General features: G+C 70.5%; 7 protein-coding genes. 2 read left to right on the forward strand and 5 right to left on the reverse strand.

The annotated features are described in order from the left end of the window. Positions 1 to 72: 72 nt before the first annotated feature. From FXF52_RS17975 to FXF52_RS17995, 5 genes are all read right to left on the reverse strand, one after another. On the reverse strand, positions 73 to 477 hold the full coding sequence (locus FXF52_RS17975; protein WP_148798069.1) for a hypothetical protein: 405 nt from the start codon (positions 475 to 477) through the stop codon (positions 73 to 75). Further along, complete coding sequence (locus FXF52_RS17980) at positions 474 to 2,948, reverse strand: AAA family ATPase (protein ID WP_187413567.1); 2,475 nt, start codon at positions 2,946 to 2,948, stop codon at positions 474 to 476. The genes FXF52_RS17975 and FXF52_RS17980 overlap by 4 nt, the downstream gene beginning before the upstream one ends. 112 nt (positions 2,949 to 3,060) lie before the next feature. After that, a complete protein-coding gene (locus tag FXF52_RS17985) occupies positions 3,061 to 3,987 on the reverse strand; it encodes a hypothetical protein (protein WP_148798071.1) in 927 nt (308 codons plus the stop codon). 178 nt (positions 3,988 to 4,165) lie between these two features. Then, entirely contained in the window at positions 4,166 to 4,735 is a 570-nt protein-coding gene (locus FXF52_RS17990) for a hypothetical protein (RefSeq protein ID WP_148798072.1), read from the reverse strand. An 83-nt stretch (positions 4,736 to 4,818) separates the two neighbouring features. After that, complete coding sequence (locus FXF52_RS17995; RefSeq protein WP_148798073.1) at positions 4,819 to 5,349, reverse strand: DUF4352 domain-containing protein; 531 nt, start codon at positions 5,347 to 5,349, stop codon at positions 4,819 to 4,821. A 99-nt stretch (positions 5,350 to 5,448) separates the two neighbouring features. Here FXF52_RS17995 and FXF52_RS18000 point away from each other — a divergent pair, with 99 nt between their 5' ends. Both FXF52_RS18000 and FXF52_RS18005 read left to right on the forward strand, forming a co-directional pair. Continuing rightward, a complete protein-coding gene (locus FXF52_RS18000; RefSeq protein ID WP_148798074.1) occupies positions 5,449 to 7,362 on the forward strand; it encodes an N-6 DNA methylase in 1,914 nt (637 codons plus the stop codon). Between the two features lie 405 nt (positions 7,363 to 7,767). Then, positions 7,768 to 13,995, forward strand: coding sequence for a protein kinase (locus tag FXF52_RS18005; RefSeq protein ID WP_255472087.1), 6,228 nt, complete (start codon positions 7,768 to 7,770; stop codon positions 13,993 to 13,995). Positions 13,996 to 14,038 lie beyond the last annotated feature (43 nt).

The raw sequence follows: 14,038 nt of genomic DNA on the forward strand, positions 1-14,038 counted from the left end.
GCGGATACGGTCCGGGCAGAGCGGGAACCGGCGGCTGAGGGCGGGTGGGGTCGACGCCGGGCTGGGGGTAGGTCATCGTCCGGGTTCCGTTCTTCCTTCGAGTTGGGTGAGCAGGGCGCTCACCTCGGTGTGCAGGCGACGCAGTTCGGCGGCGGTCGGCGCCAGCTCGTAGCAGTGGTGGTGGGCGGCGGCCGACAGGGCCGCCCAGGTGAAGGCGACCCGGCGGGCGACCTGGACGCCGGGCCCGAGCCGGCCGCGCAGCATCAGTTGCTTCGCGCGGCCCTGCCGGCACGCGGCCACGGTCGGCTTGACCCGCCGCCAGTAGGCGTCGATGCCGCCCTCGAGGGCGAGTCGGATCATGCAGGCGCACGCCCGCGGCCACCAGCCGGCGCCCACTGCGGCCGCGCCGAGTCCGCCGGAGCCGTGCAGCATCTCGTCGGCCGCTGCCAGGCAGCGCTGCGGCGTCGGCGCGGTCACGACCGAACCTCCCCGCCACCCGTGCCAGCTGGACGAGGCGGCGGCAGGACCTCCGCGAGGTGGCGGACGTCCGCGACCAGGCCGGGCAGGTCAAACAGGTACGCCCCGTGCACGCCCTCCTTGCACGCCTTGTACGCGCCGACGGCCCGGGACCCGTGCCGGCGGCTCAGATACCCGAGCACGTCGGCGCCCCGGTCGGTGTCGTCGAACAGCGCCAACGCGAGCGTGGTGGTCAGCCGCCGGGACGCGGCCACGACGACGGCCTCGATGTCGTCGTGCGGCACACCGCGGGCCATCCGCCGTCGCCACACGATCCGGTGGCAGGCTGCCTCGATCGCCGAGCGGCACAGCTCCGCCACCACCGGGCCTCGCACCTCGGCGGCGATCTCCTCGTTGCGTGCGAGGGCGTGCGCGTCGTCCAGGTAGCGGCGCACCGGGTTGGAACCGGGCCGCAGGGTCACCACAGATCGTTCGGCGCGGGTCACTTCGACGATGCGGGATTGACCCAGGTCGAGCCGGCCGAGGGCGTCGGGCAGCCGGGTGTCGTGGGTGAACACGACAACCTGCCGCTGCTCGGCCAGCTCGGCGAGCACCCGCGCCAGCCCGTCCACCTTGGCCGGATCCATGCTCTGCACCGGGTCGTCGACCACGATGAACCGGAACGGGCTCTCCGGCGCGCAGCCGCGCGGCAGGAACGTCGCCAACCCCAGGGCGTGCATCTCACCCTGGCTCATCACCCCCAACGCGGTGCCGTTGTCGGCGCCGTCCACGCTGACCGGGATCACCACCCGCCGCCGCGTGTTCATACCCTCCAGGGTCATCGCACCCAGCTCAACGTTGCTCTCCTGCCGCAGCTGCGCCCAGATCCGCTGCGAGTGCTCCGCGAACGGCGCCACCCGCTGGTTGCGCAACTCCGCCCCGGTCGCTTTCAGCCACGCCCGAGCGGCCCTCACCCTGGCGAGGGCGCGTTCCCGCTCCGGCAGCGCCCCGGCTGCCGCGATCCAGGCCCGCAACTCACCCGCCGCGGCCTGCCAGCCGGTGTCGCGCTGGCGGAGCAGACCCTCCGCGTACGCCTTCGCGGCCGGCACTGCCGCGAGCAGCGCCGGATAACGCGCGGTCAGATGGTCAGCAAGATCCTCCGGCCCGCCCGGTGCCAGCCGCAGCGCCGCCGCGGCCGCCTGCAGCTCGCCGACCGGCACTCCGGCGACGTCGCCGTCGGGCACGTCCAGGTCGTCGATCAGGTAGTGCGCCCGCTGCAGCATGGCGGTCAGCCGCGCGGCGGCGGCCTGGGCGGCGAGGGTGCGGTCGCGCAGCTCCGCGAGGGAGGCGCTCGCGCTGGTCCGCCAGTCGCCGTCGAGGCTGCCCGTCGCGCAGACCGGGCAGGGCCCGTCACCCTGGTCGTCGTGGTGCTCGATGGCCAGCCGGAGCAGCTCGGCGCTGCGCAGCGACGCCCGCGACCGCCCGCCGTCGTGCCGGCGCGCCTCGGCTGCGGTCTCCCGCAGCTGCCCGGCGAGCCGGGTCACCTCGTCGGCGTCGGGCAGCTGCATCGCCGCCAGCCGCCGGCAGAGCAGCACCGCCTCGTCGCCGGTCGGCTCGTCCGGCTCGTCGAGGACCGCGGCCAGCGCTGCCAGGTCGGGGCGGGTCACGAGCAGCGCCGCCGCCCGGCGCGCCCGGTCGTCCGGCACCTCGGCAAGGGCGGCGGCGAGGGTGGCGCGCTGTGCGCGTACCTCCTTGATGGTGGCGTCGAGGGGGCGCGCGGCGGCCATCAGCCGGCGGTCGGCGTCGGCGATCGCCTCCAGGCCGAGGATCGCGGAGATCGCGTCGAAGAGCTGGCTCTGCGTGCCGGCGGTGAGCCGGCCCAGCTCGGCGGCGGTGAGGAACGGCCGGTACAGCTCCAGCGGCCGGGCCAACCCCAGCTCCGCGAGATCCTTGTGGCTGCCGCGCCCGCTGGTGACGGAAATTTCGGCGTCGCCCAGCTCAGCCCCGGACGGCCATTCGCGGACCACGCGGATCGGCGTGGCGACTCCGTCAAGCCGCAGCTCGACGGCGATCCGGCACGGGTCGCCGGCGTGCAGGTTCCGCCACCCGGTACGCCACACGCTGTTGCGGTCGGCCCAGCGGGCGCTGTCTCCGGTCAGGGCCAGCTCCACCGCCTCGGCGAAGCTGGACTTGCCGGAGCCGTTGCGGCCGACCACCACGGTCAGCCCCGGGCCGGGTTCGATGGCGAGAGTGCGCTCCGGGCCGACGCCGCGAAAGCCGGCGACAGTGACCGACGAGAGCCAGATCCGCTCCCGCGGCTCGTCCGCCGCCGTGCGCTGCGGCTCAAGCGCGGTCGGCTTGCCGGCGAGCGCCGCGGCCAGGTCGGTTTCGCCGCTGAGCGCGGCGAGGACCACCTCGGCCGTGTCATCGGGTACGCGGTCAGCGGCGAGCCGATCGAAGATCAGCTCGACCAGGGGTTCGGTGCGGTTCATCAGACCTCCGCTGATGCGGGTGGTGAGGGCGTGCGATGCCAGCGGTTCCGGCTCGGGCCGGTCCGCTGGTGGTAGTGGTACGAGGAGGCTGTGGAGCTGATGGCGTGCGGTCTCAGCGGGCGGGTCGCCACTCGCCGCAGTTCTCCGAGTTGAAGGCGTAGTCGGAGGAGCGGATGGTGACCTGCACGCGCCGGGCGCCATTGGTGAAGTAGTTGTCGATGATGTTTCCGGAGCTGTTCTGCCGCTCCCAGTAGCAGCCCTCGACGTCGTGGGTGACGTAGGTGCCGGGCTTGATTTCCTTGCCAACCCGGTAGGTGCCGGATCCGAACAGTCGGCCCTGAGCCTCCAGGTCCGCGTCGGCCTGGCCGCGCTGCACGGCCTGCCGCCACTTCTTGGCGTACGGATGCTTGGGACAGAGGATCAGCGCCGCGTTGATCTCAGGGATCTGCTCGCTGCTGGCGGCGAAGCCGGCCTCGGCGTAGACGTCATCCGGATCGACCTCGGCGCACATCTCGTACAGCGTCGAGATGTCCTGCTCGTCGTACTTCGAGACTTTGTAGGCCTGCTGCTCGATGGCCGTGACGATGTTCAAGCTGCCGATGAGGTCGCAGGAAGTCGGCTTGACCGCCCAGACCTCCGTGAAGTCAGGCCGGCCGTCCTTACCGCCATGGACCGTGAAGAGCGAACCGCCCGACAGGCTTTCGGTGTCGCACTGCAGATTCACCGGCACCTGCTGGGGGATGTTCTTCGGATCGTCCGGGTAGGTGTCGCTGGTGTCGGGGATGCCGTCGGCGTCCCGGTCAGAGGGCGGAGTCGGGCTCGGCGTCGGGGACGGGCTCGGGGAGGCAGACGGACTGGCCGAAGGCGTGGGACTGCTTCCGGCCGCCTTTATGTCGTCTCCGCAACCAGTGAGCGCGAGGGCTGGCAGCAGGAGGGTGACCAGAATGGTCCCGGCATGCCGGCTGATGCGGAGCGTGGAGGCAACGGGACTGTTGGCTCGGGTAGGCGTCGAAGGAATCGTGTGGCGGTGGCGGGCCATGGTTACTCCGGTGGGAAGGGCCGGCTGGCCGAGCTGCTGCTTCGCTTGGGAGCGGGGCCGGGCGGCGGAGTGGCCGCACGGAAGTTGTGGAGCTGATGTCGTGAACGGATCGTTGGTCGCTTGACCCGGTGCCCGGCCAGACGGCTCGGCGGCGATCGGTACTGATTCGGGGCAACCTTCAGTCGGTGACGGTGATGACCATCTGGAGGCCGCTATCCGGGTGATAGCTCCAGGAGGCGTGGATGCCGTCCCAGTCGCCGCTCTGCCGGCCGTCGAGGGCCCGGGTCGCCAGGACCTCCTGCTTGACCGAGTCGGGCATTTTCAGCTCGGACCAGTAGCACTCGAGGGTGCTGAAGCTGAGTCCGCTGGACTCCTTGCCGTCCCCGTGCAGGGTTAGCGTCCCGCCCCCGTCGCCCAGTACGGCGTAGTCCGCGAGGCTGGTGCCGCATTTCTCTTTGGCCAGCGTGAGCGGCGACTTCTGCTCGGCAAGCGGAGTCGGAGTCGGGCTCGTTCGAAAGGCCGTGTAGATGCCGGCGCCGGCCAGTAGGAGCGCCGCGACAGCGCCTGCCGCGATCAGCGTGATCGTTCGGCTGTTCAGGGCCAGTGCGGTCTTTTTCTCCGCCCGTTCCGGCTCGCCGGTCCACGGGTGATCGGCGGCGGTCGGCTCCTGTATTGACGTGTTCTGCGTGGGCAAGGCGGCCTGGTCCAGGGGCTGCTCGATTTTGGTGGCACGGGTCGGGTCGGACATGGTGATTCCTCTGTGAACTGGGATTCAGGGAGCTGGGGGAGAGAGGCGGGGCGGGTGGTGCCCGCCCCGCGCCAAGCGGTGGATCAGGCGAGGGAGACGGTCACGCCGCCGGAGAACATCGAGTCGTGGAGCTCGAGCTTGGTGAGCTTCACGTCCTTCGGGATGTCGAACACAAACACGCCGGTCACCTGGTTGCCCGGGTTGATCTCCTCGAAGAAGGTGCTCTGCTCCTTGTTGGCGTAGAGACCCGCCTCGGTGTCGGACGAGTACTCGGTGCCGTCGGCGGTGTAGGCCTTCTGGCTGCTGCCGTCGAGGGTCTGCGGCTCCTTGCCGATGTTCTTGACGTTGATGGTGATCAAGCAGAACTGGCCCTGGGCCTTGTCGCCGAGCATCGACGTGCCGACCTTCGCCACGCCGCACTTCGACGACTTGACGGTGAACTCGAACTTCCCGTCCCGGGCCGGCTGGCCGATCTTCGCGGTCTTCGGCTTGTCCTCGCCCTTCGCCCCGCCGGCGTCGGCCTTGCTGCCGGTGCCTTCGTCGGTGCTGCCTGCGCCGCAGCCCAGCGCGACGAGACCGGTGGTGAGCAGAGCGAGAGTGGTGGCCTTGCGCATCGTTTTCCTCCTGCCGTGAACGTTGCGGCGTCAATGAGAGCATCATCTGTGAACGCTGTCAACGGACATCATGCTTGACAGGTGTGACACACTGCGGAGGTGCAGGAGACACCGACCATCACGGCGGCGGAGATCGCCCGGCTTGCCGGGGTCGGTCGCGCCGCGGTCAGCAACTGGCGCAAGCGGTACGCGGACTTTCCCACCCCGGCGGGCGGCACCCCGGCCAGCCCGGAGTTCGACCTGGGGCAGGTCGAGCAGTGGCTCCGCGCCCAGGGCAAGCTCCCCGAGCTCGCCACCGCCGAACGCCTGTGGCGGCACCTCGCCGCCGCCAGCGAATCCCCAGCCGCCGGCCTCGCTGCCGTCGGCGCCCTGCTCCTGGCCCGGCAACGCGGCCAACGCCCCCGGCGACCAGGCGACCCACACCTGAAACCGCTCCTGCCCGACGTCGACGCGCTCGCCGACGAGCTTGGCCCGCAGGGTGCGTTCGACGAGCTGTGGCAACGCTTCTCCGCACCCGGCCCCGGCCGCCCGTTCGCCACTCCCGACGACCTCGCCGACCTGATGCTCGGGCTCACGGGCATTGGCGGCGGCTCTGTCCTCGACCCCGCTGCCGGCTCGGGCGCGATCCTGCGGGCCGCCGTCCGCGCCGGCTGTACCTCGGCATACGGGCAGGAACTCGACGAAGACCTAGCCCGGCTCGCCGGACTGTGGCTGGCCTTACGGGACGTGCCGGGGGAGGTCTGCACCGGTGACTCGCTACGCGCCGACGCCTTCGCCGGACGCACCTTCGACGCCGTCGTCTGCCACCCACCGTTCGGCGTCACCAACTGGGGCGACGAGGAACTCGGCCACGATCCCCGCTGGATCGTCGGCACCACACCACGTACCGAGCCGGAGCTGGCCTGGGCCCAGCACGCCCTGGCCCACCTGCGGGTCGGCGGGCACGCCGCACTGCTGATGCCACCCACCGTCGCCAGCCGCCGCGCCGGCAAGCGGATCCGCGCCGAGCTGCTGCGCCGCGGCGCCCTGCGCGCCGTCGTCGCGCTCCCGCCCGGGGCGGCAGCGCCGCACGGCGTACCCCTGCACCTGTGGGTGCTGCGGCGGCCCGCGGCCGACGCGCCGCCACCGGCGCGGGCGCTGCTGGTCGATGCCGCCGGCGGCGACCTGACCGAGACCGGCCCGCGGATCCTCGCGGCCTGGCGGGCCTTCACCACCGCACCGGACACCGAGGTCGAGGAGGCCGGCTTCACCCGGGCCGTCCCGGTGATCGAGCTGCTCGACGAGGAGGTTGACCTCACCCCCGCGCGCCGGCAACCCGCCGTCGCGGGCAAGGCCACCGGAGAGCATCTGGTACGCACCAGAGAGCGCCTGGCCACCATCGTCGGCGACCTGCCGGCGCTGATGCCGCAGGTCACGCCCGCGCCCGAGGGGCCGGACGGGGAGTTCCTGTCGGTGGGCGAGTTGACCCGGGCCGGTGCGCTGCAGCTGATCGGCCCGATCCGCGCCGCGTCAGCCGAGGGCGGCGAGCCGCCGGCGGGCGGCCCTCCGGTGCTAACCGTGCAGGACGTACTGAGCGGCGAAGGTCCCTCAAGTCGGGACGACGGCCGGCTCGGGCAGGAGATCCGGCTGGCGGTGGGGGACGTGGTGGTACCGATGATCGCCCGGCAGCTCACCGCTCGGGTCGTGACATCGGACGGGGCGCTGCTGGGGCGCAATCTCTACCTGCTGCGGCCCAACCCTGCTGTGCTGGACTCCTGGTTCCTGGCCGGGCAGTTGCGGACGTCGGCGAACGAGAAACAGGCGTCGAGCCTGTCGGGGACGTTGCGGTTCGACATCCGGCGGGCGCAGGTGCGGCGGCTTGCGTTGGAGGAGCAGCGGGTGCACGGGGAGGCGTTCCGGCGGCTGGACGCGTTTGAGTCGGCTATCCGACAGACTGCGGCGCTGGGTGCTGAGTTCGTCCAACTCGTCGCCGACGGGCTGGCCCGCGGGCTAGTGAGTCCAAAGAGCAGCTGAGGGCGTTTCCGATCGAGTCCATTAAGCCGGATCGATCACCTTTTGAGGAAAGTCGCTGGTCGCTGCCTATTCGTGGCAAGTAGGTGATCGGCGGCACTCAGCCCTCGGTGATCGGGATGCATCGCGGAAGCCGCCTCGCATATGGACACGGCTCCTACACGCATCTGTCAAGAGTCGACGTTTGGTTGATCGATCTCTCTAGCCGGAGGACTGCAAGGCCGCAGCTGGCGGGCCATACTCCACGGACGGGATCGCGAGGAGGGCTCAGGAAGCGCGGCACCGGGCGGGTCCGGTGAACGGGACCCATGTCGGCTGAGTGGGCAGCCGGCATCTCCTCCTGATTGATCTCGCGAGGACCCGCGCAGCGAGCTAGGGGCATTGAGAGTGACGGGGACAAACGACTGGGTGGCGGGCAGGTTCCGTCTGCAGAGTGCCATTGGCAAGGGCAACATGGGCGAGGTCCATCGCGCCGAGGACATGGCCGCGCATGAAGGCTCCACTGACCGCATCGTCGCGCTGAAGCTGATTCTCCGGAGTCGCTCCGGCGCTGTCATCGACACGTCCGCGGACAACAAGGCGCGGCAGCGGTTCGAGCGCGAGGTCCGCATCATGCGCAAGCTCGGGCATCCCAACCTGCCGCGTATCATCGCGGGAGCCGCGGGCGTCGACGAGTTGCCCTACATCGCGATGGAGCTCCTCGACGGCGAAACCCTGCGCGACCTGGTCTCCGAGCACCCGCAACTGCCCATCTCCTGGGTCGCTGCCGTGGGGGCGCAGATCGCTGACGGACTTTCCGCCGCGCACGCCGCAGACGTCGTGCACCGCGACCTCAAACCGTCCAACGTGATGCTGCTGCGGACCGGGGCGATCAAGGTCCTCGATTTCGGCATGGGGCGGATACTCGACGATGCCGAAACCGGCAAGGTGACCAGCACCGGCGTCACCGTCGGAACCGCTCGCTACATGGCTCCGGAACAGTTCCTCGCCGCCGCGGTCACGCAGGCGGCTGACCTGTACGCGCTCGGGTGTGTGCTGTTCGAGCTGCTGACCGGCGTACCGCCCTTCCTGAGCGAGTCCTCGCACGAGCTCGGCCAGAAGCATCTCGAGGAACCCGTCCCGTCGATCCGACTGATGCGGTCTGACGTTCCCAGCGACATGGCGAGGCTGATCGAACGTCTGCTCGCCAAGGATCCTGCCGATCGTCCCGCTGACGCCGTAACCGTCCGCGAAGCCCTGCTTCCGTTCGCCAAGGGCACCGACAGGGTGCCCGGCTGGGAGGTCTTTGACCCGGTCCGATACGTCATGGCGGTCCGGGGGACGACCACCACCGTTCCGGCGCCGCCTGCTTCCGTTGAGGGTGCGCTCGCGGAGTCGGCTCGGGCGGGCATGGATGTCTTCGGGGTCCACGAGCGGCTCATCAAGGACTACCGGGCATTCACCGAGGGCGGCACGATCATCCGGGACGACCGGATCGCGGCGTTCGTCGAGGACGACCTGGACGCCAAGTCCCAGTGGCCCGACCCCTGGGTGTCGCTCAACCCGTTCTTCGCCTCGGGCGGGACGGTCCTCGAGCTCGTCAGCGAGGGCGTGCTGCACCGGGAGTGCGCGAAGATCTTCCAGGCCAAGAAGACCGAGGGCGGCACCGTGTGCGACGGCCGGCCGCTCACGCTCCACCGGCACCAGCGCGAGGCGATCGCCAAGGCGCAGTCCGGCACCTCGTACGTGCTGACGACCGGCACCGGCTCCGGCAAGTCGCTGTCATACATCGTCCCGATCGTCGACAAGGTGTTGAAGGCGCGGGAGCAGGAGGGCCCCAAGCCGGCGAAGCGAGTCCGCGCGATCATCGTCTACCCGATGAACGCGCTGGCCAACAGCCAGCTCAAGGAGCTCGACAAGTACCTCCAGGACGGCTACGGACCCGGGCGCGAGCCGGTCACGTACGCCCGCTACACCGGCCAGGAGAGCGACGAGCGGCGCAAGGAGATCCGCGACAACCCGCCGGACATCCTGCTCACCAACTACGTGATGCTGGAGCTGATGCTCACCCGTCCGGACGATCGGCGCTCCCTGATCCGGATGGCGAAGGGCCTGGAGTTCCTCGTCTTCGACGAGCTGCACACCTACCGTGGCCGGCAGGGCGCGGATGTGGCGCTGCTGATCCGCCGAGTGCGGGAAGCCTGCCAGGCGGAGAACCTCCAGTGCGTCGGCACCTCCGCCACCGTCTCCAGCGAAGGCACCGTCGACGACCAACGCGCCGTGGTCGCCCGGGTCGCCACGACGTTGTTCGGCACGGAGGTCGCGCCGGAGAACGTCATCGGCGAAACCCTGGTCCGCGCCACCGCGGAGCCTCCCGACACGGTGTCCGTCGAGCGGCTGGCCGCGCCCGGTGCCCCTCGCGCCTACGCCGACCTGGTGAAAGACCCGCTGGCGCGGTGGATCGAGACCCGCTTCGGGCTCGCGGTCGACTCCGCCGGGAACCTCGTCCGGCAGAAGCCTGCCAAGATCGAGGAGGCGGCCGTCGAACTGGCCGAGGCGAGCGGACTCACCGCCGCCGAGTGCGCGCAGGCGATCCGCCGCACCCTGAAGGCCGGATCGGAAGCCAGGCACCCGGTCACCGAGCGGCCGCTGTTCGCCTTCCGGCTGCACCAGTTCCTCTCAAAGGGCGACACCGTCTACGTGACCCTGGAAGACGAACTGACCCGTCAACTCACCCGCGACTACCAGCTCGTGCTGCCTGGCACCGACGGGAAGATCCTGCTGCCGCTCGCCTTCTGCCGCGAGTGTGGCCAGGAGTACCTCACGGTGTGGCGGACCACCAGGGACGGCGGCACCGTCTACGAGCCCCGCCGGGACACGATCGCGACCGGTGGCCGCGCCACGGACGGCTACCTCTACATCGACTCCGACCGGCCCTGGCCCGAAACCAGGGAGAAGGCCATCGAGGAGCGGCGCATCCCGGAATCCTGGCTGGAGTTCGACGACCACGGACAGGAGGCCGTCCGTACCTCCTACCGGGACCGGTTGCCGGTCGCCGTCACCGTGGACCCCTACGGGTACGAAGGGCGGGGCGGGCTGAAAGCCGCCTTCATCCCCTCACCGTTCCTCTTCTGCGCCCACTGCGGAGTCAGCTACGAGCAGACCCGGGGCAAGGACTTCGCCAAGCTCGCCACCCTCGACCAGGAGGGGCGGTCCTCGGCAACGTCCCTGATCTCGGCGTCCATCGTCCGCTCACTGCTCAGCGCGCCACCGGAAGCGTTGGACAAGAAGGCCCGCAAGCTGCTGACCTTCGTCGACAACCGGCAGGACGCCTCGCTCCAGGCCGGCCACTTCAACGACTTCGTGCAGATCACCCAACTGCGCGGCGCCCTCTACAAGGCCGCCGTCGACGCCGGCGACGAAGGTATCACCCACGAGGAACTCGCAAAGCAGGTGACCGACGCCCTCGGCCTGCAACTCGTCGACTACGCGCGGGGCGAAGATCTGCCGCCCTCGCTGACGCGCAACGCCGCCAAGACCCTGCGGGACGTCGTCGCCTTCCGCCTCTACCTCGACCTCGAACGAGGCTGGCGGATCACCATGCCCAACCTCGAGCAGACCGGGCTGCTGGAGATCGACTACCAGGACCTCGACTGGCTCGCGGAGAACCAGGAGCGCTGGTCGAAGACCCATGATGCCCTGCGCGACGCCGAACCGGGCCAGCGCGTCGAAATCATGCGCGCGCTGCTGAACGAGATGCGCCGCGCCCTCGCCATCGACGTGCAGTACTTCCGGGATGAGTTCGACTCGCTCCAACGGGCAAGCGAGGAGCGCCTGATCGACCCCTGGGTCCTGTCCGCCAGCGACGCACCCAAGGTCGGCACCGCGTACCCGCAGTCGTCGCGGCCGGGCCTGGACCGTTCCGGTCTGTTCCTCTCCGGCCGGGGCAAGTTCGGCAAGTACCTGCGCCGCATCCACTTCGGTACAGAGCTCACCTTCGACGACGCCCAGACGGTCATCGCCGATCTGCTGGAGGTGCTGGCAGGCGCCGGGTTGGTCACCAAGATCGAGGCCGCGCCGCAGCGGGCCGGACGGTTCCGAGGACCGGCAGGCCCGAGCATCACCGGTTACCGCGTCTCGGCCGCCTCGCTGGTCTGGCGCGCCGGCTCCGGCGAAACCGGCAGCCACGACCCGCTCACCCGCACCTACGCCAGCGGCGACGGGCCCCGGGTCAACACGTTCTTCCGCGATCTCTACCGCAGTGCCGCCGGCACCCTCGCCGGCCTCGCCGCCCGCGAGCACACCGCCCAGGTCGATCCGATGGAGCGCGAGAAGCGGGAGGACGCGTTCCGCAAGGCGGAGCTGAAGCTACTCTACTGCTCGCCCACCATGGAGCTCGGTGTCGACATCTCCGAACTCAACGCCGTCATGATGCGCAACGTGCCGCCGACACCCGCCAACTACGCCCAGCGCAGCGGTCGGGCCGGCCGGTCCGGTCAGCCAGCCCTCGTCACCACCTACTGCGCCACCGGCAACAGCCACGACCAGTACTACTTCCGTCGCTCCGCCCGCATGGTCGCCGGCGCCGTCGCGCCGCCCCGCCTGGACCTCGCCAACGAGGACCTAGTGCGGTCCCACGTGCAGGCGATCTGGCTGGCCGAGGCGGGGATCAAGCTGGGACGCGCCATCCCGGAGACCATCGACATCAGCTACCCGGAGGACTCGCGCCTGCCGAATCCCGCCTTGGCGCTGCACGACCACATCACCGCCGCCCTGCACGACATCCACTCGCAGGACCGCGCCGCGGCCGCCGCCCGCAGAGTCTTCGGCGGCCTCCTGACCGATTACGCCCAATCGAGCTGGTGGGACGACCAGTGGATCGAGGATACGGTCCGGACCACACCGGAGCGGTTCGACCAGGCCTTCGACCGGTGGCGGGACCTGTTCAAGGCCGCTCTGGTCGACCAGGCTGAGCAGAACCGCCGGGTGCTCGACCACACCCTGTCGGAGCGCGACCGCAAGATCGCCGTCGGCCGCCGCAAGGAGGCCGAGACCCAGCTCAACCTCCTCAAGAACGAGAGCGTCGACAGCAGGTCCGTCCTGTCGGACTTCAACCCGTACCGCTACCTCGCCAGCGAGGGCTTCCTGCCCGGCTACTCGTTCCCCCGACTGCCACTCGCCGCGTACGTTCCCACCACGGGGCGCAGATCGGGGGAGGGCGACTACCTGCAGCGTCCCCGCTTCCTCGCCATCCGGGAGTTCGGCCCTGGTGCGCTGATCTACCACGAGGGAGCGCGCTACCAGGTCACCCGTATCCAGCTGCCGCCGGACGCGGCTGGTGATGTCGTGACGAGCGAGGCGCGCCGGTGTGCCCAGTGCGGCTACCACCACGACGTCAAGGAGAACGCCGACCGCTGCCAGATGTGCGGCGCGTCCCTGGGGGAGAGGACCAGCGGTCTCCTGCACCTGCACACCGTCTACACCAAGCGCCGCGAGCGCATCTCCTCCGACGAGGAGGAGCGCCGCCGGGCGGGCTTCCGGCTGGTCACCTCGTACCGGTTCCACGACCACGGCGCCCGCCCCGGCCGCCGTGACGCCATCGTCTCCGACGCTGCCGGCGGGCTGGCCACGCTCTCCTACGGCGACTCGGCCACCGTCCGCATCACCAACATCGGACGCGTCCGGTCCAAGCCGGACGAGCCGGACGGCTTCTGGCTCGACCCGGCGGACGGGCGCTGGATGAACGAGCGCGACGCCGGCGCGGCCTCCGGCGACTCCAGCGAGATGCCGGTCATCGACGCGGACGGCAACGAGAAGCGCAGGAAGAAGCGGGTCATCCCGTACGTGGAGGACCGGCGCAACATCCTGGTCCTCAAGCTCGGCGAGCCGCTCGACGAGGACGTCGCGCTCTCCCTGATGTACGCCTTGGAGCGCGGCATCGAGGCGGCCTTCGAACTGGAGGACTCGGAGCTGACCACCGAGCTCCTGCCGCCGAACGAGGGACCGCGTGAGCGGATGCTGTTCACCGAGGCGGCCGAGGGCGGTGCCGGCGTCCTGCGGCTGATGCAGTCGGAGCCGGAGGCCCTGGCGCGGGCCGCCGCCGAGGCGCTGGCCATCTGCCACTTCGCGCCCGACGGCACCGACAAGGGAGGCCCCGACCCCAGCCGCCCCTGCGCGCGGGGCTGCTACGAGTGCCTGCTCACCTACGGCAACCAACTCAACCACCGCTCCATCAACCGTCACCTGGTGCGTGACCTGCTGCTGCGCTTCGCCGCCGCCCAGGCCGCACCCACCGGCCAAGGCGAGTCGCGCACCGAGCAGCTCCAGCGTCTGACCGCGCAGTCGGACACCGCGCTGGAGGCCAAACTCATCACCTGGCTCAAGCAGCGCGGCCTGCGCCTGCCCGACGAGGCGCAGACCTTCGTGACCGAAGCCCTCGCCCGGCCCGACTTCGTCTACCGGCTGCCCGGCGCGAACGTCGCGGTCTTCGTCGACGGGCCGGTCCACGACCATGCCGCCGTCGCCGAACGGGACGCCGAGGCGCAGGAACGGCTCTTCGACCGGGGCTGGGACGTCGTCCGGTTCCCCCACGACGGCGACTGGGCCGCCATCGCCGCGAAACACGCCAACTACTTCGGGACCAGCACCAGCAGCTGATCCTCACCGCCCCCTCACCCCACAACAGAACACGACGCGCAAG

This window comes from Micromonospora sp. MP36, assembly GCF_008119785.1.
Taxonomy (GTDB): Bacteria; Actinomycetota; Actinomycetes; order Mycobacteriales; family Micromonosporaceae; genus Micromonospora.